The organism is Bacillus sp. FSL K6-6540 (genome assembly GCF_038007545.1).
Map to the genome: position 1 here is coordinate 1,935,943 of NZ_JBBOXH010000001.1, position 25,888 is coordinate 1,961,830.

The window sequence follows — 25,888 nt, forward strand, 5'->3', positions numbered from 1 at the left end:
ATGAACATGAATGCTGCAACATCAAGTACTCCCGAATCCAAGCAGGTTCTGCATGCCATTGAAATGCTGGTGCGATTCGCGCTTCATAAAGGCCTGATCCAGGCAGCGGATGCGGATTACAGCCGCAACCTGCTGCTGGAGGATTTCGGGTTCAGCGAGCCGTACGGCGCCGAAGTGAACGACCTGATGCCGGATGGGCCCCAGGCTATGCTCGACATCCTGATCGATTACGGTGCGGCGCATGGCATGATCCCGGAGAATACCGATACGTACCGGGATTTGCTGGACGCCAAAATCATGGGCCGCCTCATGGCAAGACCTTCGGAAGTAACCGCTCGGTTCCGGAGGGTAGAGCAGGAGCAGGGGATCATCGAGGCTACCCGGCAATTTTACAACCTGTGCATCGACTCCAACTACATTCGGATGGATCGCGTAGCCAAAAACGAATACTGGCGGCATGCCAGTGCGTACGGCGATATTGAGATTACCATCAATCTATCCAAGCCGGAGAAGAGTCCGAAGGAAATCGCCATGGCCAAACTGCTGCCTCCGCCGATTTATCCGAAATGCCAGCTCTGCCGGGAGAACGTGGGTTATGCAGGCAGGGTCAATCACCCGGCGCGGCAAAACCTGCGCATTATCCCGCTGGAGTTGAACGGTGAGCCATGGTTCTTCCAATACTCGCCGTATGTTTACTATAACGAGCACTGCATCGTGTTCCACCACGATCACGTGCCGATGAAGCTGACCAAGGAGACGCTTGCCCGCCTCTTGAGTTTTGTTGATGCTTATCCGCATTATTTTCTCGGATCGAACGCGGATCTTCCGATTGTCGGGGGCTCCATTCTCACACATGATCATTTCCAGGGGGGGCGGCATACCTTCCCGATCCAGAAAGCGCCGAAGGTGGCCGGGTTTACGCACGGGGATTATCCGGGCGTATCCGTTGCCATCGTGAAATGGCCGATGTCGGTGATCCGGCTATCCTCAAGCGATCGGGATTCGCTGCTTGAATGCGCGAACGGCATTTACGAGGGCTGGAAAACCTACAGCGACCCTTCGGCAGACATTGAGGCCTTCAGCGAAGCGGACGGCGAACGGGTCCGCCATAATACGGTGACTCCGATTGCCCGCCGTAATGACAAGGGCATCTATGAGATGGATCTGGTTCTGCGGAATAATCGCACCAACGAGCAGCATCCGGAAGGGATCTTTCATCCTCATCGGGAAATGTTCCACATCAAGAAGGAAAACATCGGCTTGATCGAAGTGATGGGCCTGGCGATCCTGCCGGGCAGGCTCAAGGAAGAGCTGGATCAGATCGCCGAGATTCTGGCGGGGAACGAGGCACTGTATGCGGACAGCCAGGCCGCTGACCATCCGCTCGCCGTCCACGGCGAATGGATCGAGGAGCTGCGGGGCCGGGGCATAGCCGCATCCGATAAAGCCGGGGCCACCCAGCTGGTACGCCGGGAGGTCGGCAGCAAATTCACGACGATTTTGGAGCATGCCGGGGTATACAAACAGACGGCGGAAGGGCAGCAGGCATTTCAGCGATTCCTGAGCCATATGGGATACGTCCCTGACAGCAGATAAATATTCTTGGATGGAAATATGATGTGTCGAAGCTAACGATAACTAGGATTCATTCAAACAGCCGATCTTCCGAAAGAAGGACGGCTGTTTGTTTTGCTTAATGGGAATGGTATAGAATGAAAAAGCACGCATGAATGAATTAGATGCAAACCAGATGCGATGGAGGTAATGTGACATGAGACCTTTTGTCTTTCATAATCCGACTCAGTTGATTTTTGGCAAGGGCAAGCTGAGTGCTTTAAGCGGTGAAGTGGCCAAATACGGCCGGAACGTTTTGCTGGTGTACGGCGGCGGCAGCATCAAGCGCAGCGGCCTTTACGATCAGGTCATCGCCTTGCTGAAAGAAGCGAATGCGGTGGTGACGGAGCTTGCCGGGGTGGAACCGAACCCGCGCCTGTCAACGGTACATAAAGGAGTGGAGTTGTGCCGGGAGCATCACATCGACCTTATTTTGGCCGTCGGCGGCGGAAGCGTCCTCGACTGCTCCAAAGCGATTGCCGTAGGGGCCAAGTATGACGGAGATATGTGGGATTTCGTAGAGCGCAAAGCCGTACCGCAAGCGGGTCTGCCGCTTGGAACGGTTCTTACGATGGCCGCAACGGGATCGGAGATGAACGGCGGCTCCGTCATCACCAATGAAGTGACCCAAGAGAAGATGGGCTGGGGCAGCCCGCATGCTTATCCCGCCTTTTCGATTCTGGACCCTGTGCATACCTTCTCCCTTCCCCGGGATCAAACGGTGTACGGCATCGTGGATATCATGTCCCACGTACTGGAGCACTACTTCCATCAGGATACCAATACGCCGGTGCAGGATGGTTTCTGCGAAACGATTCTTCGAACCGTTATCGATACGGCGCCGAAGTTGGTTGAGGACCTGGAGAACTATGAGCACCGCGAGACGATCATGTACTGCGGTACGATGGCGCTGAACGGCATGATCAACATGGGAATGGCCGGCGACTGGGGAACCCATAACATCGAGCACGCGGTATCTGCCGTATACGACATTCCGCACGGCGGCGGCCTGGCAATCCTGTTCCCGAACTGGATGAAATATAATCTGAACGCGGATCCTCAGCGCTTCAAGTCGCTTGCCGTGAATGTATTCGGTGTTGATTCGGCCGGGAAAAGCGATGAAGCGGCCGGACTGGAAGGAATCGAGGCGCTTCGCCGCTTCTGGACTTCCATCGGTGCGCCGAGCACGCTGGGAGATTACGATATCGACGACCGCGAGATCGGGTCCATGGCCGATAAAGCGATGCGCTTCGGTCCTTTTGGCAACTTCCGCAAGCTGCAGCGCGAGGACGTCGTTGAAATCTATCGGATGTCGTTATAGGGGTTGTCCTGTCGTTAGCTGACAAGGAATAAAAATGGTTTTAAAGCCTGCCGGTTCAAGCCGTGCAGGCTTTTTTGCTGGGGCGTCGAATATAGAATATGAAGAGATTTTCATACGTTTGAGGCAAATAATTGAAACTTTAGCAAACATTTTGCCGTATTACTTGTTATACACAGTAAGGAATTCCAGAGGGGGCAATCAACATGGAAGCGTTATATTGGGGCTGTCTGATCGGAGGCGTGATCTTCGCCATCGTAACCGTGGTGCTAGGCGACATACTTAGCTCGGCGCTTGACGGATTGTTGGACTTTTTGTCAGTGGATTTTTTCAATCCGGTTGTGATCGCTGGGGGAATCACCGTATTCGGCGGAACCGGAATCATGCTGACGAAATACACGGAATTGGCGGCAGGTGCCCATGTAACGCTATCTGTCTTGGCGGCCATCGTCATTTCGATTCTCGTCTACTTCGGGTACGTGAAACCGATGGAGAACAGCGAGAACTCGACGGGCTTCTCCATCAAGGAGCTTGCGGGCAGGATCGGCGTAGTCACGGTGCCGCTTCCTGCAGAAGGATTCGGGGAAGTGATGGTCAAGGTCGGCGCAGGCAACACGATGCACATTGCCTCAAGCTTTGATCGCCAAACGCTTCCGGCAGGTGTCCGCGTGGTGGTTGTCGACATTGTTGATGGCGTCCTAAGGGTGTCCGAACTGGAAGAACGAAAAGGAGAGGATTGATTCAATGCCAGAGTACTTAGTAATTCCGTCGATTGTTGTAGGCGTCATTGTCGTGTTAGGACTTGCGTTCTGGGCCCGCTACAAAACGGTGAGCCCGGATGAAGCGATGATTGTCACCGGTTCTTTTTTGGGAAGCAAAAATTTGTCGGAGGACGAATCCGGCCGCAAAATCAAAATCGTTCGCGGCGGCGGCGCTTTTATACTCCCCGTGTTTCAGCGATCCGAATTCGTATCGCTCTTATCTCATAAACTGGATGTCATGACGCCGGAAGTGTACACGGAGCAAGGCGTGCCGGTTATGGCGGATGGGGTGGCCATCATTAAAGTGGGAAGCTCGATCGAAGATGTGGCGACCGCAGCCGAGCAATTCATGGGCAAGCCCATTGAAGCGCTGAAGGGTGAAGCCCAGGAGGTGCTGGAAGGCCATCTTCGTGCCATTCTCGGTTCCATGACCGTAGAGGAAGTATATCGTAACCGCGACAAGTTCGCGCAGGAAGTTCAGGGGGTTGCAGCAAGAGACCTGAAGAAGATGGGTCTGCAGATCGTCTCCTTTACCATTAAGGACGTTCGCGATAAGCACGGATATCTGGAAGCGCTTGGTAAACCGCGGATCGCTACGGTCAAACGGGATGCGGAGATTGCCGAAGCCGAAGCGATGCGGGATGCGCGGATTCAGAAGGCGCGCGCCGAAGAAGAAGGACAGAAGGCCGAGGTCGTACGCGATACCAATATCGCGGAAGCCGAGAAGGAACGTGAGCTGAAAGTCGCGTCCTTTAAGAAGGAGCAGGATACGGCGAAGGCCGAAGCGGACCAAGCTTATCATATTCAGGAAGCCCGAGCCAGACAAACGGTGGTTGAGGAGCAGATGAAGGTTGAGCTCGTTCGAAAGGAACGCGAAATCGACCTGCAGGAAAAAGAAATCATGGTTCGCGAGAAGCAGTATGATGCGGACGTGAAGAAAAAAGCCGAAGCGGATCGCTATGCCGTTGAGCAGGCCGCCGAAGCGGATAAAGCCCGGAAGATGCGCGAAGCGGATGCTGTGCAATACTCCATCGAAACGCAGGCCAAAGCGTCTGCCGAGCAGAAGCGCCTAGATGGTATGGCGGTTGCGGATGCCGAGCGCGCGAAAGGTACGGCCGAAGCCGAAGTCATCCGTCTGCGCGGTATTGCCGAAGCTGATGCCAAAGAGAAGCTGGCCGAAGCGTTCCAGAAGTTCGGCGAGGCTGCTGTGCTCGATATCATCGTGAAAATGCTGCCTGAGCTTGCCGGCAAGATTGCTCAGCCGATCTCGTCCATCGACAAGCTGACGGTTGTCGATACGGGCAAGGGCGAAGGAGCGGCTCGCGTGAGCAATTATGTGACCGAGCTGATGTCCACGGCGCCTGAGATGCTGAAAAGTGTGTCCGGGATTGACGTGGAGGATCTCATTAAGGGATTAACAACGAAGAAATCCGCCACGGCTCAAAAGCCGGTGTCAATCGAGCAGGAACTTGTACCAGTCCCTGTAGAGACAAGTGCCGCTAAGGAAGAGTAGATCAAGCCCTAGGCAGGGCCGGAATACATGGTGGCAGGCAGCGGTACGGCACCTTGAAGACTTTGGCAACCACAAATGATTTTGCCGCGCTCTTATATTTCTGATAAGATATCCGAGTATACGCGTATGAATCAAAAAGAGGTGCGAACGTGAGCAGCTTACAAGTGGCTAAAGTGTTGAACAATAATGTAATCATAGCGAAACATCCTCAACATGGCGAGGTTGTTGTTATCGGCAAGGGCATTGGCTTTAACCGGAAGAATAAAGACCGTATCCCTGCCGCCGCTGCCGAGAAGATGTTCATTTTGACCAAACCGGAGGAGCAGGAGCAGTATAAGCAGCTGGTGCCTCACATCGATGAGAAGCTGATTGAGGCGATGAATGATATTATTATGAATGCCGCCAAGTCCAGCGACGCTCCTCTGAATGAGCATATCCACATTGCCTTGACGGATCATATCGCATTTGCCATTAAACGCCATGCCCAAGGTCTCTATATCCACAATCCTTTTTTATACGAAACCAAAGAGATGTACCCAGAAGAGTACGAGATGGCTGAATATGCCGTCCGTACCATTCGGGAGAAGCTCGGTGTTGACTTAGGCCAAGAAGAAATCGGATTCATTGCCCTGCATTTTCACGGTGCCCTTACGAACCAGCATATCTCCGAGGTCCGCAAGCACTCGGAACTGATCGCGGACCTGGTTTATACCGTCGAGCAGCAGCTGGAGTACGCCATCCCGAGGGATACGCTGGATTATTCCCGTTTGCTGACGCACCTCCGATTTGCCTTGGAGCGGATACGGCGGGGAGAAGCGGTGAACGAGACGAGTTCGCTTGACGGCCTTCTGAAGCGTGAATATCCCGAGACCTATTCCTTGGCATGGAAGTTGACCAAGATGATGGAGCAGCGGCTGAAGAAACCCGTCTATCCCGCTGAGGCCGGTTATTTGACCATTCATTTGGAACGGTTGGTCCAGCGTAAAGAGCAGGGCGAGCAAATGTGAAGATTTTATTAAGTCCATTACCATGTGGTTGCAACGATAAATGAACGGTGTTACAATACGAACAGTTACGAACCATAAAACTTCAAATCCAACGTGTAACTGATTCGATCAGGCATGAGTATTGCAGGAATTTGGTTGTTATTACCCATTTTTGGGTAATCTAATCCATGAGATTAGCCATCCATTTACCTGTGGTTGCTCATGCCTTTTTTGATTTGATGGTTTTATGATGATGCTACCTACAGCTTGTGATAACAACTAGAGACAGAGGGTGAGAATTTTCATGTTTAAGCGGCTTTTTGGCGTACTGCAAAGGGTCGGTAAAGCTCTGATGCTGCCAGTGGCCATATTGCCGGCGGCCGGACTATTGCTCGGTCTTGGAAATATGCTGGTCAACCCCGATTTCCTGCAATATGCACCTTGGCTGGATGCGGCCTGGGTTCAAGCGGCTGCCACGGTCATGATGAATGCGGGACAAATCGTATTCACGAACCTATCCTTGCTGTTTGCAGTGGGGGTTGCGGTCGGTTTGGCCGGAGGTGAGGGCGTTGCGGGACTGGCCGCGATCATCGGTTACCTTGTCATGAACGTCACCATGGGCAGCGTGATCGGCGTGACGCCGGCCATGGTCGGCACGAATTACGAATATGCCAGCGTGCTTGGCATTCCGACGTTGGCTACCGGGGTATTCGGCGGAATTATCGTCGGTATATTGGCAGCCAGCATGTACCGACGGTTTTTCAAAATCGAGCTTCCGTCCTATCTGGGCTTTTTTGCAGGAAAACGTTTTGTTCCGATTATGACGGCCGCAACGTCCGTTTTGCTTGGTCTGTTGATGGTGTTTATATGGCCGCCGATCCAGTCGGCGCTTAACACGGCGTCGCATTTCATGCTGGAACAAAACCTGACGCTGTCCGCTTTTGTGTTCGGCGTCGTGGAACGCGGATTGATTCCGTTCGGTCTGCACCACATTTTCTATTCCCCGTTCTGGTTTGAATTCGGGGAATATCTGAACCAGGCAGGACAATTGGTTCGAGGGGACCAGAACATATTCATGGCCCAGCTTCGGGACGGCGTCGAGTTTACGGCAGGCACATTCATGACGGGTAAGTATCCATTCATGATGTTCGGTCTCCCTGCGGCAGCGCTTGCCATCTATCATGAGGCAAGACCGGAGAACAAAAAGTTCGTGGCCGGCATCATGGGGTCTGCGGCGCTGACTTCCTTCTTGACCGGGATCACGGAACCGCTTGAGTTCTCGTTCCTGTTCGTAGCACCGATCCTGTTCGCCGTGCATGCGCTGTTTGCCGGTCTGTCCTTCATGACCATGCATATTTTGGGCACCAAAATCGGCATGACCTTCTCCGGCGGCCTGATCGACTACATGATCTTCGGTGTCATTCCGAACCGGACGCCATGGTGGAATGTTCTCATCGTGGGTGCTATTATGGCTGTAATCTATTACTTCGGCTTCCGGTTTGTCATTCGGAAATTCAATCTAAGGACGCCGGGACGCGAGGAAGCTTCGACGACCGAGCCGGAATCAGGCGCCGGGGCAACGGGCGCTGGCAGTAAAAATGATCTGCCGCATAATATCCTGACTGCACTGGGCGGCCAGCCTAACATCGCGCATCTGGATGCATGCATCACTCGTCTTCGCGTAGAGGTAAAAGACAAGGGCCATGTCGATAAGGCAAGGCTGAAGCAGCTGGGTGCGTCAGGCGTGCTGGAGGTGGGGAATAATATCCAGGCGATATTCGGAACCCGTTCCGATACGATCAAATCGCAGATTCAAGACATCATGTCGGGAATCACGCCGACCACTGCACCTCAAGCAGCGGCTTTGGAGACGATGCCGACGGCTCAAGAGGAACTGCAGGCCGGACAGGACGGGGAAACGCTCGTTAAGGAGGAAATCGTATCCCCGGCCGATGGAGAGCTTATGGATATTTCCCATGTGCCTGACCCCGTGTTTGCCGAACGGATGACTGGGGACGGATTTGCGATCGTGCCTCATAACGGAACGATTGTGTCTCCCGTTAACGGCACCGTGTTCAATGTGTTCCCCAGCAAGCATGCCGTCGGCATTATGTCGGATGGCGGCAAGGAAGTGCTTGTCCATATCGGCGTCAATACCGTTAAGCTGAAAGGGCAAGGATTTGAAGTCCTTGTGCAAGAGGGGGACCTGGTCTCCACCGGTCAACCGATCATGCAAGTGGATCTGGATTATGTGAAGGAGAATGCCAAATCGATCATTTCTCCTATAATCTTCTCGAATCTGCCGGAGGGAGCTTCCGTGAAGCTGAACAAGACCGGTGAAGTAAAAAGCGGCGAGGAAGGGATCATTACCCTATTGAAACCTTAACCTCGCGATGGTTTCCAGGATTCTAAAAATTAAAATATACGAAAGTAGGATGATGAACATGCAACAAACATTCAGAATTATTGACGAAGATGGAATTCACGCACGCCCGGCAACCGCATTGGTGAATACGGCTAACAAATTCCAGGATACCAATTCTTTTGCCGAAGCTAACGGCAAAAAAGTAACGCTGAAGTCGATCCTGGGCGTTCTGTCCCTCGGATTGGAGCAAGGCGACACATTGACACTGATCACGGAAGGCAGCAATGAAAGTGAAGCGCTGACAGCATTGCAAGAAGTGATGGTGAACGAAGGGCTAGGCGAGCTTCATGAATAATCTGAAAGGTATCGCGGCTTCTGCAGGTATCGCGATAGCACGTGCTTTTAAGCTGGAGCATCCGGATTATTCCGTCACGGAGAAGCAGGTAACGGACACGGATGCGGAGCTCGCGAAGCTGGATGCCGCGCTGGCCCAGTCCCAGGCTGAGCTGGAAGCGATCAAAGCCCGCACGCTTCAGGAACTCGGGGAGAAGAAGGCTGAGATTTTCGAATCTCACCTTCTCATCCTGAATGATCCCGAATTGATTGAACCGGTCAAGGCGAAAATCGCTTCGGAATCGGTTAACGCGGAATATGCGCTGAACGAAACGGCAACCCAGTTCATTCAAATGTTCGAGAACATGAAGAGCGCCTACTTGCAGGAGCGAGCAGCGGATATGCGCGACGTCACCAAACGCATCCTGAAGCATCTGCTCGGCTTGAATTATGTCAGCCCTTCGGAGATCAGCGAAGAAGTGATCGTGGTTGCAGAGGATTTGACTCCGTCGGATACGGCGCAGCTGAACCGGAACTACGTTAAGGGTTTCACGACGAATATCGGCGGACGTACCTCGCACTCCGCCATCATGGCCCGTTCACTTGAAATTCCGGCTGTCGTCGGGACCAAGAACGTGCTCTCTGCGGTCAAAAACGGGGATATGATCATCGTTGACGGATTGGAAGGGGATGTCATCGTTAATCCTACGGAAGCCATCGTAGAACAATACCGTGCGAAGCAAGACGCCTATGCCAAGCAGGTGGAGGAGTGGAAGAAGCTGCGCTCCGAACCGACGGTTTCCAAGGACGGAATCCATGTGGAGCTGGCTGCCAACATCGGGACGCCGAATGATGTGGCCGGCGTGCTGGAGAACGGCGGAGAAGCCGTAGGATTGTACCGTACGGAATTCCTGTACATGGGCAGAGACAAACTTCCTTCCGAAGAGATCCAGTATGTTGCTTACAAATCGGTTCTGGAGAAAATGGAAGGCAAGCCGGTTGTTGTTCGCACGCTCGATATCGGCGGGGACAAGGAGCTGCCGTATCTGGATCTTCCCAAGGAAATGAATCCGTTCCTCGGATTCCGTGCCGTCAGATTGTGCCTGGAACGCCAGGATATTTTCAGAACACAGCTTCGGGCACTGCTGCGTGCAAGCGTCCACGGCAACCTGCGTATCATGTTTCCCATGATAGCGACACTGGGCGAGTTCCGCGAAGCCAAAACGCTTCTGGAGGAAGAAAAGGCTAAGCTTATAAGCGAAGGCATTTCGGTTTCCGAAGACATCCAGCTGGGCATCATGGTGGAGATTCCATCCACTGCCGTGCTTGCCGATCAATTTGCCAAAGAGGTGGATTTCTTCAGCATCGGAACCAATGACCTGATTCAATACACGATGGCCGCCGACCGCATGAATGAACGGGTGGCGTATCTATACCAGCCATACAATCCGGCGATTCTGCGACTGGTTAAAATGGTCATCGATGCCGCCCATCGCGAAGGCCGCTGGGTAGGCATGTGCGGCGAAATGGCCGGCGACGCGACTGCTATTCCGATTCTGCTCGGTCTGGGGCTGGATGAGTTCAGCATGAGCGCCACCTCCATTCTGCCGGCTCGCAGCCAGATCGGGAAGCTGTCCCGCAGCGATATGCAGGCACTTGCAGCCAAAGCGCTTGAAATGGGTACCGCAGAGGAAGTAGTGGCTCTGGTGGAATCCATTGAGGCTGCAGCCGAGTAAGAAGGAAGACAACGTACAACTTGATCGATCCCTGCAGTCGTATTACGTTTGTTTCTGGGGACTCTACCAATCTTTTTCCACGATAGCATCACATTGACAACATCTGTCCATAGCGGACAGATGTTTTTTTGTCAAAAGAAAGACACCGGGCATATTTGCTAGTATAATAGCCTAAATATATAGTGAATTGGCTTGGAACCCAAACCAATTCAGGGCTTTTGGCATACCATGATATATGAAAGCGTTCTAAATTCATGTGCTAGAGGTCTGTCTTATGATTCAGGCGCCCATACTAGGAAGTAAATCTACTATAAGTGACGGTGACGATGAGTATGGACATGATCAAGAGCTGCACAAGCGTTAAGCTGGGAGTGACCTACCGAAGAGAGGGAACGGCCTTTCAGGTATGGGCTCCGGATGCGGTTAATGTAAAGCTGGCTTTATATGAGGGTCCGGGAGAGTATAACGAGCAGGGTCTTGTGACGGATCACGAGGGCGGTACGCTGTATGCGATGGTCCGGAATGAGGACGGCGTATGGTCGGCTCAGGTAAACCGTGATCTCCATGGAACTTATTATATGTACCGAATCGAGTCTGCAGAGGGGGGCGTCTGTTATGCCGTTGACCCTTATGCAACCGCTGTGTCGGCGAATGGCTGCCGCGGCGCGGTTGTCGACCTGGCGAAGAGCAATCCGCCGGGGTGGGAGCAGGATGTTAGACCGAACCTGCTAAAGCCTACGGATTCGGTGCTCTATGAGCTGCATGTACGCGATTTCTCGATCCACACGGATTCGGGAATGAAATATAGAGGAAAATACAAGGCATTTACGGAGGTCGGTCTGCGAGACTCCGAAGGAAACGCCCTTGGTCTGGATCATCTTGAAGAATTGGGTGTGACCCATGTGCATCTGCTGCCGGTATTTGATTTCCGGACGGTCAATGAGCTGGACGGATATGCAAGCGGGCGCTTAAGCCGCGAGTATAATTGGGGCTACGATCCGCAGAATTACAATGTGCCTGAAGGTTCGTATGCAACAGATCCCATGGATCCGATCGTGCGCATCCGGGAGCTGAAGGAGATGGTTTTGGCCCTCCATGCAAGGGGAATCCGCGTCGTCATGGATGTGGTTTATAACCATACGTATACGGTGGACGACGGCCCGTTCGAACGATTGGCGCCGGGGTACTTCTATCGCAAGGACGGATACGGGAATCTATCGAACGGTTCGGGCGTAGGGAATGAGCTGGCCACGGAGAAGCCGATGGTGCGCAAATACATCAAGGATTCGTTAAAATACTGGGCCGAGGAATATCATATCGACGGATTTCGGTTCGATCTGATGGCACTGATCGATACAACGACGATGAAAGAGATCGTAAGCGAGCTGCGCCGAGAGGTCGACCGTTCTCTCTTGTTCTATGGTGAGCCATGGACGGGAGGAATGAGCCCGTTAACGGAACAAACCGTCAAGGGAAGCCAGAAGGGCCAAGGCTTCGCCGTATTTAATGATCATTTCCGGCATGCCATTAAGGGGGACAATGACGGGCGCGGCCGAGGGTTTGCTACGGGCGAGCCATGGTACGAAGGGGCCGTCGTTGAAGGAATGATGGGCTCGATCCATGATTTTGCGCTCCACCCGGAGGAAACGGTGAATTATGTCACCGTGCACGACAATTTGAATCTGTGGGACAAAATTTTAGTGGCACAAGGCATGGAAGAGCAGGCAGGGCTTCTCCGTTTGACGGATGGGAAGCTGGTTAACGAAGGAGATGTATGGCAGGCAACCGCTGCGTCCACACCCTATGCCGGCATACCCGATGAAGATGTGATGTCGGCTGCGGCCGTGCGCCGGAGCTTGCTGGCTAACGGCATCGTGCTGCTCTCCCAGGGGATTCCGCTGCTGCATGCGGGCGATGAGCTGCTACGCACGAAATACGGCGATCATAACAGCTACCGCAGCGGGGACGCCATCAATGCCATTCGCTGGTCCAATAAGCGACGCTTCAAACCGGTGTTTGATTATTACAGAGGTCTTATCGCCCTGCGAAAAGCCCATCCGGCGTTCCGGATGGCATCAAGAGAAGAGATCGAAGGCCATATGGAAGTGCTGCGAAGCAGCGATCGGATCATCGCTTACCGCCTTACGAAGCCAGCCGAACAAGGCAGCTGGGGCCAAATCGTCGTCATCGTTAACGGCAATGAACATGAAATGCCGGTGGATCTGCCGCCTACCCCTTACCGCTGGAACATCGTGGTGAATGATCGTCAGGCGGGGACGGATACGATCCAGACGCTGGATCAAGGGAAGGCAGTCATTCCAAGTCTGTCGCTGATGGTGTTATATGAGGATCTGGCCCATATGAAACAGGGGCTGACGGCCGTTGAGATCGAATATGAGAGACGCGACCAAGCATACGAGGGATGGAACGTATGGGTATGGGGAACGGGCGTGCAGGATGGCAGCATTCCATTCTCCCGCACGGACAGCGGCAGGGCACGGGCCGTCTTCTACGCGGCTTCCGGAACCGATCGGATCGGCTGTATCGTCAGGCTGAATGAATGGGAGGACCGGGAAGGCGAGAACGATTGGTTTATCGATATTCCGCCGGATGAAGCAGAGGTTCGGATAACGCTGCGAAGCGGCCAAAACGAAGACAGCGACACTAAAGAGCAGCGGGATATCGCCAGTTAGAATAGGATGAAACAACAAGGAGCCCTTTCCATGGTGGAAAGGGCTCCTATTTACATATTTTCAAAAGGGGTACTCTTTATTACCCGCTGCATTGTCATTTAAAACATCGAAATTCCATGATTAGTTAGCAGGTAAATAGGGTAATAATGAGATAGACTTTGTTTTCGATAAAGGAGGATGTCACTCATGTCAAAAGGAAACACAGTTCAACTGAAAGCCAATGTGCGTGATGAATTTACCCGGGCTTCTCGCCGAGAGCTTCGCGAAAGCGGCGGACTTCCCGGTGTTGTATACGGTGCGGGCGAGGAAAGCATCCCCGTAGCTGTTGATTTCAAGGATACGGCGAAGCTGTTCCACACCGGGCGTTCCGAGGTGTTTCAGCTAGATATTCCGGGCTCTGGCAAAGTGCCGGTGTTGATTAAGGATATTCAGAAGAGACGCGGCAACGTATCCCATGTGGACTTCCTGCGCATCTCCATGAACAAGCCGGTTCGTGTCAGCATCCCGGTGGATTATCAGGGCACTGCTGCCGGAACGAAGTCCGGGGGCATCCTGCAAACCCAGGTCACGGAAATCGAAGTGGAGGGTTTGCCGGGCGATCTGCCTACTACCCTGGAAGCGGATGTATCCGCGCTGGAGATTGGGGACAAGCTCACGGTAGCTGATCTTAAGGTGCCGGAGGGTATCACATTACACGCTTCGGAAGAGGAAATTCTCGCCACGGTCATCGTGCCTCGCGCGGTGGAGGCGACGGAGACCGAGAGTGAAGCGGACGCTGAGGAAGCGAATGCGGAAGAGGCCACAACCGAAGAATCATAATAAGCATGATAAAAAGGCGCTTGCTTTGCTGGTATCCAGCAGAGCAAGCGCCTTTTTTTGGCGCAAGGCAGGAATGGCTTTATTTAACCTTGCGGTCATGAATGCCTTTGTAACTGATCGGAGCGTCCCCGAAGTATTTGTTCCATATGGTCAAATACGTTCCGTCCTGCTGCATGGTAGCCAGGGCATTATCCACGGCCGCCACGAGATCCGGATTCCCTTTGACGAAGGCCGCGGAAATCTCGGATACTTGATCGGCGGATTCGGCGGCAGCGACCGGTATATCCGGGAACTGCTGCTTTAGGTTGGTGACGGATAGCTGGTCCGAAATGACGGCATCCAGGTCTCCATTTGCGAGCTTGTTAGCGGCGTCGGATATATATTTAATCGGGACCACTTCCGCTCCGTACCGCTTGGCCATATCCTTATAGATTCCGGTTGGGTTCAGGCCGACGCGCTTGCCCTTGATATCCGAAAAGGTACGGATCTGAGCTTTGCCCGAGGAATGAACCAGGAGGACGGGGGTAGAGGATAAGTAAGCGACGGAAAAATCATAGAGCGCCCGCCGGTCCGGCCGGTCTTCGATCTGGTTGAAGACGGCGTCGTATTTGCCTTCCGTCAGCCCAGGCAGCAGATTCTCCCACCCGGTCTCAACGAATTCGGCCTTTAGCTCCATATGACGGGCAACCTCTTCAGCAATTTCCACATCGAATCCCGTAAGTATTCCGCCTGTACCATGGTAACTGAAAGGGGGATAATCCCGTTCCGTGGCGATTCGCAGGGTTCCGCGTTCCACGGCATTCCGAAGCAGGAAGCCGGTGTTCACCCGGTATGGATTAACGCCCATGTTCGGGGACGGGACCCGGTCGTTGCTGTTCACCGTACATCCGCTAAGCACAATGGAACCGAAGAGAGAAAGCAAGCAGGCAAGACTGACATAACGTATCGATTTTGTTCCGCGCATGACTCCAAAAACCATCCTTTCTTTATTCACGGTCCTTCGAGGCCCATTTCGTAAAGTTAGCATGTCCCAAAGGATGGTTCGTATATTCGCGAAATGTCAGTGCCCGGCCATAATAAAGTGTACTAATTCAACGTAAGAGTAAACGAACAAAAAGAGGCCATGCCTCCTCCGGCTGCGGCAGCAGCAGAAAGCGCAAGGCCTCTTATCGCTAGAATCGGTTGGAGCTCACTCCGGCAAGACTTAAAGCTAACGCCGTTTCTTGGTTAACGGGCCATCCATCCGCCGTCCACGCATAACACATGCCCGTTCATGTAATCCGAAGCGGGGGAAGCGAGGAACACGGCAGGGCCTCCGATATCCTCGGGCTTGCCCCAGCGTCCGGCCGGAATGCGGTCCGTAATGGATGTACGGCGATCCTCGTCCTGACGGATGGCTGCCGTGTTATCGGTTTCGATGTAACCGGGAGCAATGCCGTTCACCTGGATGCCGCTGGCTGCCCATTCGTTGGCCAAAGCCTTGGTTAAGCCGGCAACGCCATGCTTGCTCGCCGTGTAACCAGGCACATTGATTCCGCCTTGGTAGGACAGCATGGAGCAAATGTTAATGATCTTGCCGCTGCCGCGTTCAATCATATGTCTTCCGGCCAGTTGGGACAGCAAAAAGACGGTGTTCAAATTCAAGTCGATCACGTCAAGCCAATCCTGCACGCCGTGATCCTTGGCCGGGGTCCGGCGGATAATGCCGGCATTGTTTACCAGAATGTCCACATGCCCGGTCAGCTCCAGCGCTTGATCAAAGGTCTGCTGAAGTTTGCTTTGGTCGCTTAAATCGACCCGAATCTCGGAGGCTTTTCTGCCGAATCCCTTGATGGCTTCAATCGTTTCGGCGCTTGTATTCATGGACACGGCAACGATATCCGCGCCGGCCTCGGCCAGCGCTATGGCGATGCCTTGCCCCAGTCCGCGGGCCGAGCCGGTGACGATCGCCGTTTTGCCTGATAAATCAAACCTGTTCATGCTCCGTTATCCCCTCTCATATGTTCGCTAAATGGATGCAGTACGAAACTAGGCCGTTCGTTATAGAGGTAAGAGTCTCAAGCGGGCGGTTACAGTAGGGTAACGCCGGCTCCCTCGTATTGCTTTACCGTCTCGGGAGACAGTCCCGCATCGGTCATGATGCCGCTGATCTCCTGCAAGGATGAAAAAGTCCGTAAGGCCGTCTGACCGAATTTATGATGATCGACGACGGCATAAACCTCCGCCGAGGTTTCGATTAAGGCCCGTTTGAACGGAATCAAATCCCCGGTATAGATGGACAACCCATGGTCAAGATGGACGCCCGTGGCGGATATGAAGGCTTTTTGAATGTTCAGCTGCGTTACGTACGCTACGCCTTCCGGGCCTGCGAGCATGTTCCGCACCCGGTAGCCCCCCGGAACGACCAGCCGGATATGATTCTTGGTTGCCAGCTCGCTGATGATATAGACATCGTTCGTAATGACCGTTAACGGCATATCCTCCAGCCTGCGGGCGATCTCCAGCGTGGTGCTGCCGCCGTCAAGGGCAATGATGTCGTCCGTGTTGATATGCTTCAGTGCCTTCTGCGCGATTTCGGTCTTCTCATCCGGGTGCTTGGCCAGCGGTTCTTTTGAGGGCAGGATGCCGAATTGGTCGCTGTGTGCCAGCACGGCTCCGCCGTGCACGCGGACGATCAGACCCTGCTCCTCGAGCTTGGTCAAATCCTCGCGTATGGTTTTTCCGGTTACCTGAAGCTGCTGGCTCAAATCGGCGACGGTCACTTCTTTATGGGTTAGAAGGTACTCCATTATTTTTTCATAACGTCGTAACGGGTTCATATGGTTCTCAACTCTTCCGTGGGTTAATGGATATTCCCCTCTATTTTAAATCCTTCATGGACACGGGGTCCATATCATCATAACGTTTGTTGTCCCCGGCCATGCCCCAGATAAAGGTATAGTTGCTTGTGCCCACTCCGCTGTGGATCGACCAGCTAGGCGAAATCACGGCCTGTTCGTTGCGCATGACGATGTGGCGCGTTTCGCTTGGTTCACCCATCAGATGGATGGCGACCGCATCCTCCGGCAAGTCAAAATACAGATATGCCTCCATGCGTCTTGGATGCGTATGGGCAGGCATCGTGTTCCACATGTTCCCTTCCTTCAGCAGGGTCATGCCCATGACAAGCTGGGCACTTTGAATGCCTTTTTGATGAATGAAGCGATAGATCACGCGATCATTGGAATTTTTAATGTCGCCCAAAGCGCTGGAATCGGCTTCTTCAAGGGTGGCTTTGGCCGTCGGGAACGATTGGTGGGCCGGGGCCGAATTCAAATAGAATTTGGCAGGATTGGCCGGATCGGTGCTTTGGAAAATGACCTCTTCGGTCCCCATGCCAACGTACAGGCATTCTTTGTTGTTCAGCTCATGCTCCGTCCCGTCAACCAGGACGGTACCGTGTCCGCCGATATTGATGATGCCAAGCTCACGGCGCTCAAGGAAAGAGGAAACGCCCAGCTCTTTAAGGTCGGTATCCAGCTTGACCTGCTCCCGTACGGGTGCGGCACCCCCGATAATCAAACGGTCTTCATGCGTCAGGACCAGCTCCAGCTTGTCGGGCGTAAACAGGACGGGAATATGGAATTCCTTGCGAAGCCGTTCCGTGTCAAATTGTTTCACTTCATTCGGATGTGAGGCATAACGTCTTTCCATTGCATGTCATCTCCTTAAGAGTCATTTTATAATCCATTCATAATGTTCATATAAGTACAAATTACTCCATTTACGTTCATATTACAATAGCCAAAATTCAAAATGAACGGATTGTTGAGTCTTGAAAAGCCGTTTTCCTCCATTTTTACCGACTGAAAAGGGGGAGGAAAGGGAAGAATTAGCTTGAGAAGATATGACAAAGGATGAGCGGACGAACGCTAGTTAGGAAGTTATAAAGCGAACAAAGCAGGACTAGGAGATGGGAAGCCCTATGAAAAGAATGATGGTTATCTTTGCTGCTCTGCTGGCAGTAACCGGTTCCCAGACGGCAGCCGACGTGCCTCATTATCCATTTCATCATGCCAGGGAACGAGAGGCCTGGATCAGGTCCGGGGATGAACGCGACGAGTCCTGGGTCAATATCGCCCATCGGGGGGCGTCGGGTTATGCGCCTGAGAATACGATGGCTTCGTTTGTCAAAGCGTTTGACATGGGAGCGGATATGCTGGAGCTGGATGTTCAGCTGAGCAAGGATGGAGAGGTCGTGGTGATCCATGATTCCACGGTTGAGCGAACCACCGACGGGCAAGGTGAAGTGGGCGGCCTAACCTTGGAGGAGCTGCGGCGGCTGGATGCGGGTTCGTGGTACGATTCGTCGTTCAAAGGAGAAGTCATTCCGACATTGGCGGAAGTGCTTGAGCATTTCGGGGGACGGATCGGATTGCTGATCGAATTGAAATCGCCCTCCCGGTACCCGGGCATTGAGCAAAAGGTTGCTGGCGATTTGAGAAGATATGCCGCCCAGACTGATGGATTAAGGTACAAGGACCTGATTATCGTTCAGTCTGCCGATATGGACTCGCTGGTTCGGTTCCGCCAACTGATGCCCGATATCCCGCTTGGCGTGGTTATCACCAGTGCGGGCGACTTATCCAAGCAGCGGCTGGATAATATGAAGGCGTACGCGGACTACGTGAGTATATCGATGAGGCTCGTCTCCAAGGGTCTGGTCCAAAAGATCCATCAATCGGGGATGAAAACGATGGTGTGGACCATTCGGGATATGCTGCAAATACCTTACGTGCTTCAAATTAACGTGGACGGTATCATTACGGATTATCCGGACCGGGTGCCGATTACGATTTCGAACAGGAACATGACCAGATGAATAATGAACGACGGCAGTCTCTTGAGAAATCAAGGGCTGTTTTTTATTTTACGTCAATAAAAATAACACATCATAAAGAAAATTCATTCTATCATGATATAATCACAAACTTAATGTTATTTTATATAACACAAAATAGGGGATTCACACGTCGATTTTACTAAAAATGAAAAAATGAAATAAAATTATGTAAGAATTATTGACACAGGAAATATAAGGCAACTATAATGTGGAATAACGAACAGAGTAGAGAGGTTATAGACGGAATGTTCGGAAACGGAAAAAGGGAGTGGGGAACCAATGAAAAAACAAAGCGTAATCGTTAAAGGATGGGCCTCGTTTGTATTATGCGCCATTTTAATGTCAGGCTGCGTGACGGAAAAGGAAACCGCTCCAACCGCCGGAGCAGGTAACGGGAGCCCACCGGTAGAAGCCGCAGGCGATTCGATCAAGGTCGGCATTCTTCACTCGCTCAGCGGAACGATGGCGATCAGCGAGGTATCCGTTAAGGATGCCGAGATGCTTGCGATCGAAGAGATCAATGCGGCCGGCGGCGTGCTCGGCAAGCAAATCGAACCGGTGATCGAGGACGGTGCCTCGGATTGGCCGACCTTCGCGGAGAAGGCGGGCAAATTGCTGCAGCAGGATAAGGTTGCCGCCGTGTTCGGAGGCTGGACCTCCGCCAGCCGGAAAGCCATGCTCCCTGTTTTCGAACAAAACCACGGTCTTTTGTTTTATCCGGTTCAATATGAAGGGTTGGAATCCTCACCTAACATTTTCTATACGGGCGCAACAACCAATCAGCAAATCGTGCCTTCGGTGTCCTGGCTGCTCGAGAACCGCGGCAAAAAAATGTTTCTGCTCGGCTCCGATTATGTGTTCCCAAGAACGGCCAACAAGATCATTAAGGCCCAGCTGACGGCCGAGGGCGGCGAGCTGGCGGGAGAGGAATACACGCCGCTGGGCCACACCGATTTCAGCACGATTATAGCCAAGATCAAAGAGGCGAAACCCGATATCGTCTATAACACGCTGAACGGCGATAGTAATGTGGCCTTCTTCAAGCAGCTGAAGGATGCGGGCATTACCTCCAAGGATATGACCACGCTGTCCGTAAGCGTAGCGGAGGAGGAAATCCGCGGCATCGGCGCCGATATCCTGGAGGGCCATCTGGCAGCCTGGAACTACTATCAGTCCACGGATACTCCGGAAAACAAAGCTTTTGTTGATAAATACAAAGCGAAATACGGCGCTGACCGGGTCACGGCCGACCCGATCGAGGCTGGTTATACCGCGGTGTATTTGTGGAAGGCTGCGGTAGAGAAGGCGGGAACCACGGACGTGGAGAAGGTGAAGGAAGCGGCCAAAGGCATTGAGTTCGCCGCCCCCGAAGGCAAAGTGACCATCGATGGCGACAATCAGCATATTCATAAAACGGTGCGCATCGGCGAAGTGCAGGCTGACGGACAGTTCAAGGAGCTCTGGAACTCGGGCGAACCCGTCAAACCGGACCCCTATCTGAAAACATACGATTGGGCAAAAGGTTTGAGCGGCGAATAAAACTTCATCTCATGCATGAAAGGCCTGCGGGCCTTTCGTGAAAGGAGGTTCACCCCGGATGGATATGACGATCCTGCAGGTGTTTAACGGACTGAGCGTCAGCTCGATATTATTATTGATCGCGCTCGGTTTGGCGGTAACGTTCGGCTTAATGAATGTCATTAATATGGCCCATGGCGAGCTGATTATGATCGGCGCTTATTCCACGTACGTTACCCAAGGTTTGTTCTCCGCTTATATGCCGAAATCGTGGTTCGATACCTATTTCATCGCCGCATTGTTAGTATCCTTCATGGTTGCCGCCGCGGTCGGCTGGCTGCTTGAAACGGTGCTTATCCGCCATTTGTACGGCAGACCGCTGGATAGTCTGCTCGCCACATGGGGCGTCGGGATGATGCTGCAGCAGATCGCAAGGTTCATCTTCGGCGCACCGAACGTGGCCGTAACCAGCCCTTCCTGGCTGAACGGCGGGCTTGCGATCACCTCAAGCATCATCCTTCCTTACAAGCGGCTGTTCATTGTATTGCTCGTGGCCGTCGTCCTGACGGCGATGTATCTCTATATTTACAGAACGGTTCAAGGCCGAAGAATGCGGGCGGTGATGCAGAACCGAAGCATGGCCGGTTGTCTCGGCATTTCGACCCGGCGCGTGGACGGACTGACGTTTGCGATCGGCTCGGGCATCGCCGGTATTGCGGGCTGCGCATTGACGCTGCTCGGCCCGATCGGACCCTCGATCGGAACCTACTATATCGTCGATGCTTTCATGGTGGTGGTGCTGGGCGGCGTCGGAAAGCTGGTCGGCACGGTTGCCGGAGCGCTGGGCATCGGCGTGTTCAACACGCTGTTTGAGACCTATACTTCGGCATCCATCGGCAAAGTGCTGGTGTTCGCCTGCATCGTGGCTTTCCTGCAGTGGAAGCCTCGCGGGCTCGTCGCGCTGCGAACGCGCAGTTTGGATTAGAGAGGAGGGGAATGCATGGTGCTGAAATGGTTGACAGGAAACCCCGGCGGCCGATCGAAACGGATTCTATGGAGCGCGGTGCTGCTCCTGATGTGTTTGGCCCCCTTGTTCACGACGCCTTTTCGCCTCGGATTGCTAACGAAATTTTTGGCTTTGGCGATCCTGGCGGTCGGGCTTGACCTGATCTGGGGATACGGCGGCATTCTGAGCCTTGGACATGGCGTGTTCTTCGGGCTGGGCGCTTATGCCATGGCCATGTACCTGAAGCTGGACGCCAGCGGCTCGGCCCTGCCTGATTTTATGGGATGGAGCGGGGTGGCGTTCCTGCCCTGGTTCTGGGAGCCGTTCCGATCGTTCCCGGCGGCCTTGATACTCGGGATGCTGCTGCCTGCCCTCTTAGCGTTGATACTCGGATTCTTTACGTTCCGCAACCGGATCGTCGGCGTGTATTTTACGATTCTGACGCAGGCCCTGGTCATGATCGTGGTTACGCTGTTTGTCGGCAAGCAGGAGTGGACGGGGGGCACGAACGGGCTTACGGGCTACAGCTCCATTTTGGGATTTAACCTGAATGCGCCCTCCACGAAAATAGGATTGTATTTTATTACGCTGGCCGCTTTGGCAGGAGCCTATATTCTATGCAGAAGAATTGTGAACAGCCGCGTGGGCCAGGTGCTGGAAGCGTCGAGGGATGGGGAGAACCGGGTACGGTTTCTGGGATTTGATCCTTCCCGCTACAAAACCTTTGCGTTTGCCGTATCGGGGGGCCTGGCCGGGCTAGCAGGCATGCTGTTTGTCCTTCAGGTCGGCATTATTTCGCCGTCCATGATGGGCATCGTCCCGTCTATTGAAATGGTGCTCTGGGTCGCGCTTGGCGGCAGGGGAACGCTGATCGGCGCCATAATCGGCGCCGTGCTGCTGAACGCGGCCAAGACCGGGATCAGCGAAGCTTATCCCGAAGGGTGGCTGCTGGTATTGGGCGCTTTGTTTGTCATTGTTGTGGTCTTGATGCCGAAAGGGTTGACCGGGTTGTGGAGCAAGGCGGCTTCGTCATTATCCAAAAGAGGAGGGACTGTCCATGCAGCCGTACGCAAAGAGAGCTGATGTTTCGCTAGCCGCACATGGGGAGGTCAGGGGCATCGGCATGTCGCCCACCGTGCTGTCCGCGGAAAATATAACGGTGGCCTTTGGCGGGTTTGTAGCGGTAAACGGCATGAATCTGGCGCTTCGCCAGCATGAGCTGCATTTTCTGATCGGCCCGAACGGGGCAGGGAAGACGACGATGCTGGATGTGATCTGCGGAAAGACTAAGCCTGGGGCGGGGCGGGTGCTGCTCGGCGACGGTCTTGAGATTACGAGGAAGCGGGACTATGAAATCGCGGGTCTCGGCGTGGGCCGGAAATTCCAGGCACCGTCGATATTCCCCAACCTGAGCGTCAAGGAAAACCTGGAGCTGACCGTCGATTCGGACCGAAGCGTGCTCCGGGCGCTGAAGGTCAGGAGAAATCGATGCACTACGTTTGAGATGAAGAAGGTGCTGGAATTGATCGGACTTCCCGATCGGCTTCATGTTCGGGCAGGGTCCCTGTCGCATGGAGAGAAGCAGTGGCTGGAGATCGGCATGCTGCTGCTTCAGAAGCCGCGGCTGCTGCTGCTGGATGAACCGGTAGCGGGAATGACGGACGAGGAAACGATGAAGACCGGCGAGCTCCTTCAAGGCATCGCTAAGGAATGCTCAGTCGTTGTTGTCGAGCACGACATGGAGTTTGTACGCTCTTTTGCCGCCAAGGTTACCGTCATGCATGAAGGGAAACTGCTGAAGGAAGGGTCCATGCAGGAGATTCAGCGCGATCCGCTGGTGGCCGAGGTTTACCTTGGAAAAAGGAGGGAGGCGAATGCTCAAGCTGCAGGGCATTGAATCGGGTTATGGGGAGAGTACCGTCCTGCGCGGCGTGTCCATGGTCGTGGACCCCGCAAAGATCGTATGCCTGGTTGGGCGTAACGGAGTCGGGAAAACCACGCTGATGCGAACGATAACCGGGCAATTGAAAATCCGGCAGGGGCGGATGAGCCTTGGCGAGCAGGAGGTTACCGGCTGGGATTCCGTAAAGAGAGCAAGAGGCGGGATCGGGTATGTCCCGCAAGGGCGCGAGATTTTCCCCCAACTCACTGTAAAAGAGAATCTGCTGCTCGGCCTTGAGCCATGCGTGCCTCGTACGAAGACATTCCCGGAGGATGTGTTAGCCTTGTTTCCTGTACTGCCGCAAATGTATCACCGCCAAGGCGGTGATCTAAGCGGAGGACAGCAGCAGCAGCTTGCTTTCGCGAGGGCGCTTGCCTCCCGGCCCAAGGTGCTGCTGCTCGACGAGCCGACCGAAGGAATCCAGCCTTCCATCGTGGAGGAAATTCAAGACGTCATCCGCGGGATCAAAGCCAAAGGAGAAACGTCGGTCATTCTGGTGGAGCAGAGCATCGAATTCGTCCGAAGCGTGGCCGATTATATCTATGTCATGGATAAAGGGACGATCGTAGCCGAAGGGGTGCAGGATGCCATCAATATAGAGCAGTTCGAGCATTATTTGACGGTCTAAAGAGTTTTCATGAAAGCTGGTTCGCATTTGGAGGTAGACCGTCAATGAGATTTGAATGATAGAGGTTGTCTCTATGGGTTCGTTGTTACCTATAGGGGCAGCTCTTTTTTTATTTTATTTTATTTTGATCTTGCTATTTTGGAGATGCGGGGGTAGAATGTGAGTGATTCAACTTGTACGTACATGTATTTGATTCACATTCATTTATATGTAAAGGTATGTACAAGTTAGTGAGCAATCATTCGTACAGGAGGCGTTATAATCATGAATTTGAAACCGCATTCTTTTTGGTTTGTCACCGGAAGCCAGCACTTGTATGGTCCCGAAACGCTGGAGCAGGTCGCCGAGCACTCCCGCATCGTGGCAACGGAGTTTGACAAAGATCCTGTATTTACGTACCCCATTGTATTCAAGCCGATCGTAACGACACCCGATGAAATATACAACCTGATTCTTGAGGCTAACAACGATGAGTCCTGCGCAGGCATCATGACGTGGATGCACACGTTCTCCCCGGCAAAAATGTGGATCGCGGGCCTATCCCAGTTGCAGAAGCCGCTTCTTCATTTCCATACCCAGTTCAACCGGGACATTCCTTGGGAAACGATTGATATGGACTTTATGAACCTGAACCAGTCCGCTCACGGCGACCGCGAGTATGGCCATATCGGTGCTCGTCTGGGCATCGCACGCAAGGTCGTCGTGGGCCACTGGGAAGACGGGGAGGTTCGCGGCAGCATTGCCGGCTGGATGCGGACTGCCGCGGCCTATGCCGAAAGCCGCAGGCTGAAGGTGGCCCGCTTCGGCGACAATATGCGTCAGGTAGCGGTAACCGAAGGGGACAAAGTGGAGGCGCAAATCAAGCTTGGCTGGTCCGTGAACGGTTACGGCATCGGCGACCTTGTGCAGTCCATGAACGAAGTCGGCGATGAAGAGGTCAAGGCGCTCCTGAACGAATACGCGGAGTCGTATTCGATTACCAAAGAAGGGCTTAGCGACGGTCCCGTGCGCGATTCGATTGCGTACCAAGCCCGGATCGAGATTGCGCTTCGCCGTTTCCTCGAGGAAGGCGGCTTCGGTGCATTCACGACGACCTTCGAGGATCTGCACGGAATGAAACAGCTCCCGGGACTCGCCGTGCAGCGCTTGATGGAGTCCGGTTACGGTTTCGGCGGGGAAGGCGATTGGAAAACAGCGGCCCTGACACGCGTGTTGAAGGTGCTTGCAGACAATAAAAGCACATCCTTCATGGAGGACTACACCTATCATTTCGAGCCGGGAAATCATATGATTCTCGGATCGCACATGCTGGAGGTATGCCCGACCATCGCGCTGAATAAACCCACGCTTGAGGTTCATCCGCTCGGGATTGGAGGCAAGGGGGATCCGGCGCGACTCGTGTTTAACGGCCAAGACGGCCCTGCCGTCAATGCTTCCCTGATTGATCTCGGGCACCGCTTCAGACTGCTGGTGAATGTGGTGGACGGCGTCAAGGTGGAGCAGCCGATGCCGAAGCTGCCGGTGGCCCGCGTGCTGTGGAAGCCGCAGCCATCCCTTCGCGAATCTGCGGAAGCGTGGATTTTGGCCGGCGGCGCGCACCATACCGTTCTCTCTTATGCCATGACGGCCGAACACTTAAGCGATTGGGCGGAGATGGCCGGCATTGAAGCGGTCATTATCGACAAGGATACAACGATACCGCGCTTCAAGAACGAGCTCCGCTGGAGCGAAGCCGCATACCGTCTGCGGTAACTGGTTCTGTCGGCATTCGCCT

21 protein-coding genes are annotated in these 25,888 nt (G+C 53.6%); 17 read left to right on the plus strand and 4 right to left on the minus strand.

Features of this window, described 5'->3' with window-relative positions; all coding sequences use genetic code 11:
* Window positions 1-6 precede the first annotated feature (6 nt).
* The 10 genes from MHH82_RS08480 (at window position 7) to MHH82_RS08525 (ending at window position 14,138) form a co-directional block, all read left to right on the plus strand.
* The gene (locus MHH82_RS08480; RefSeq protein ID WP_340965157.1) at window positions 7-1,596 is read left to right on the plus strand and encodes a UDP-glucose--hexose-1-phosphate uridylyltransferase; all 1,590 of its coding nucleotides are present in this window, start codon (window positions 7-9) and stop codon (window positions 1,594-1,596) included.
* Between the two features lie 175 nt (window positions 1,597-1,771).
* Complete coding sequence (locus MHH82_RS08485; RefSeq protein WP_015734080.1) at window positions 1,772-2,935, plus strand: iron-containing alcohol dehydrogenase; 1,164 nt, start codon at window positions 1,772-1,774, stop codon at window positions 2,933-2,935.
* Between the two features lie 203 nt (window positions 2,936-3,138).
* Window positions 3,139-3,672: a hypothetical protein gene (locus MHH82_RS08490; RefSeq protein WP_015734081.1), complete on the plus strand. Its 534-nt coding sequence runs from the start codon at window positions 3,139-3,141 to the stop codon at window positions 3,670-3,672.
* A gap of 4 nt (window positions 3,673-3,676) precedes the next feature.
* Complete coding sequence (locus MHH82_RS08495; protein ID WP_009591831.1) at window positions 3,677-5,206, plus strand: flotillin family protein; 1,530 nt, start codon at window positions 3,677-3,679, stop codon at window positions 5,204-5,206.
* Window positions 5,207-5,355: 149 nt separating this feature from the next.
* Window positions 5,356-6,213, plus strand: a complete 858-nt coding sequence (gene glcT, locus MHH82_RS08500; protein ID WP_015734082.1) for a glucose PTS transporter transcription antiterminator GlcT — start codon at window positions 5,356-5,358, stop codon at window positions 6,211-6,213.
* Between the two features lie 283 nt (window positions 6,214-6,496).
* Window positions 6,497-8,578, plus strand: a complete 2,082-nt coding sequence (gene ptsG, locus MHH82_RS08505; protein ID WP_340965165.1) for a glucose-specific PTS transporter subunit IIBC — start codon at window positions 6,497-6,499, stop codon at window positions 8,576-8,578.
* 58 nt (window positions 8,579-8,636) lie between these two features.
* On the plus strand, window positions 8,637-8,912 hold the full coding sequence (locus tag MHH82_RS08510) for an HPr family phosphocarrier protein (protein ID WP_340965168.1): 276 nt from the start codon (window positions 8,637-8,639) through the stop codon (window positions 8,910-8,912).
* Window positions 8,905-10,626: a phosphoenolpyruvate--protein phosphotransferase gene (gene ptsP / locus MHH82_RS08515; protein WP_340965171.1), complete on the plus strand. Its 1,722-nt coding sequence runs from the start codon at window positions 8,905-8,907 to the stop codon at window positions 10,624-10,626. The genes MHH82_RS08510 and ptsP overlap by 8 nt, the downstream gene beginning before the upstream one ends.
* Window positions 10,627-10,958: 332 nt before the next feature.
* Window positions 10,959-13,319 carry a type I pullulanase gene (pulA, locus tag MHH82_RS08520; protein WP_340969861.1) on the plus strand — a complete coding sequence of 787 codons (2,361 nt, stop codon included), beginning with the start codon at window positions 10,959-10,961 and terminating at the stop codon, window positions 13,317-13,319.
* 186 nt (window positions 13,320-13,505) lie between these two features.
* A complete protein-coding gene (locus MHH82_RS08525; RefSeq protein ID WP_036666236.1) occupies window positions 13,506-14,138 on the plus strand; it encodes a 50S ribosomal protein L25 in 633 nt (210 codons plus the stop codon).
* Between the two features lie 79 nt (window positions 14,139-14,217).
* Here MHH82_RS08525 and MHH82_RS08530 read toward each other — a convergent pair whose 3' ends face one another.
* From MHH82_RS08530 to kduI, 4 genes are all read right to left on the minus strand, one after another.
* Window positions 14,218-15,102, minus strand: a complete 885-nt coding sequence (locus MHH82_RS08530) for a transporter substrate-binding domain-containing protein (RefSeq protein WP_015734087.1) — start codon at window positions 15,100-15,102, stop codon at window positions 14,218-14,220.
* 263 nt (window positions 15,103-15,365) lie between these two features.
* Complete coding sequence (gene kduD, locus MHH82_RS08535; protein ID WP_340965175.1) at window positions 15,366-16,118, minus strand: 2-dehydro-3-deoxy-D-gluconate 5-dehydrogenase KduD; 753 nt, start codon at window positions 16,116-16,118, stop codon at window positions 15,366-15,368.
* A gap of 89 nt (window positions 16,119-16,207) precedes the next feature.
* Entirely contained in the window at window positions 16,208-16,957 is a 750-nt protein-coding gene (locus MHH82_RS08540; protein WP_015734088.1) for a DeoR/GlpR family DNA-binding transcription regulator, read from the minus strand.
* 40 nt (window positions 16,958-16,997) lie between these two features.
* Window positions 16,998-17,831, minus strand: a complete 834-nt coding sequence (gene kduI, locus MHH82_RS08545) for a 5-dehydro-4-deoxy-D-glucuronate isomerase (RefSeq protein ID WP_009591835.1) — start codon at window positions 17,829-17,831, stop codon at window positions 16,998-17,000.
* Window positions 17,832-18,102: 271 nt separating this feature from the next.
* Here kduI and MHH82_RS08550 point away from each other — a divergent pair, with 271 nt between their 5' ends.
* From MHH82_RS08550 to araA, 7 genes are all read left to right on the plus strand, one after another.
* Window positions 18,103-18,999 (plus strand): glycerophosphodiester phosphodiesterase, encoded by an 897-nt coding sequence (locus tag MHH82_RS08550; protein ID WP_340965179.1) that lies wholly within the window; start codon window positions 18,103-18,105, stop codon window positions 18,997-18,999.
* Between the two features lie 300 nt (window positions 19,000-19,299).
* Complete coding sequence (gene urtA, locus MHH82_RS08555) at window positions 19,300-20,559, plus strand: urea ABC transporter substrate-binding protein (RefSeq protein ID WP_036666230.1); 1,260 nt, start codon at window positions 19,300-19,302, stop codon at window positions 20,557-20,559.
* Between the two features lie 58 nt (window positions 20,560-20,617).
* A complete protein-coding gene (urtB, locus tag MHH82_RS08560; protein WP_015734091.1) occupies window positions 20,618-21,523 on the plus strand; it encodes an urea ABC transporter permease subunit UrtB in 906 nt (301 codons plus the stop codon).
* Between the two features lie 15 nt (window positions 21,524-21,538).
* Entirely contained in the window at window positions 21,539-22,627 is a 1,089-nt protein-coding gene (urtC, locus tag MHH82_RS08565; RefSeq protein WP_340965182.1) for an urea ABC transporter permease subunit UrtC, read from the plus strand.
* Complete coding sequence (gene urtD, locus MHH82_RS08570; RefSeq protein ID WP_041621949.1) at window positions 22,602-23,441, plus strand: urea ABC transporter ATP-binding protein UrtD; 840 nt, start codon at window positions 22,602-22,604, stop codon at window positions 23,439-23,441. Before urtC ends, urtD begins: the two co-directional genes overlap by 26 nt.
* Window positions 23,419-24,114 carry an urea ABC transporter ATP-binding subunit UrtE gene (gene urtE, locus MHH82_RS08575; RefSeq protein ID WP_015734094.1) on the plus strand — a complete coding sequence of 232 codons (696 nt, stop codon included), beginning with the start codon at window positions 23,419-23,421 and terminating at the stop codon, window positions 24,112-24,114. The genes urtD and urtE overlap by 23 nt, the downstream gene beginning before the upstream one ends.
* Before the next feature lie 264 nt (window positions 24,115-24,378).
* The gene (araA, locus tag MHH82_RS08580) at window positions 24,379-25,866 is read left to right on the plus strand and encodes an L-arabinose isomerase (RefSeq protein WP_340965189.1); all 1,488 of its coding nucleotides are present in this window, start codon (window positions 24,379-24,381) and stop codon (window positions 25,864-25,866) included.
* The last annotated feature ends 22 nt before the right edge of the window (window positions 25,867-25,888 follow it).